Source organism: Peribacillus sp. SIMBA_075 (assembly GCF_046534585.1).
This window is the reverse complement of sequence record NZ_JAWRYN010001778.1, coordinates 1-228: the sequence shown is the minus strand read 5'-3', so window position 1 is coordinate 228 and position 228 is coordinate 1. Positions and strand designations below refer to the sequence as shown.

Annotated in this window: 1 pseudogene; it reads left to right on the top strand. The window is 36.0% G+C overall.

Annotated features, from left to right (window positions below):
• Positions 1-228, top strand: a pseudogene (locus SB775_RS34555) (hypothetical protein); the annotation flags it as partial.

Genomic DNA, 228 nt, shown 5'->3' with positions numbered 1-228 from the left:
AATCCATACAGCGGTTATATATCCACTTAAACCTATGAGCGCTGAAAAACTAAGAACAGAAGCTATATCTAATTTACTCGATCGTGTGAAAGTAAAGAAACTCATTTTGGTAAGTAATCAAGATGCATTGGATCTCACATGGGCTGCATCAATTAACACTAAGATTGTTTATGACTCTCTAGAGGATGATCCAGAGTATCATCAAAGGGTAATAGATGACATTGCAAG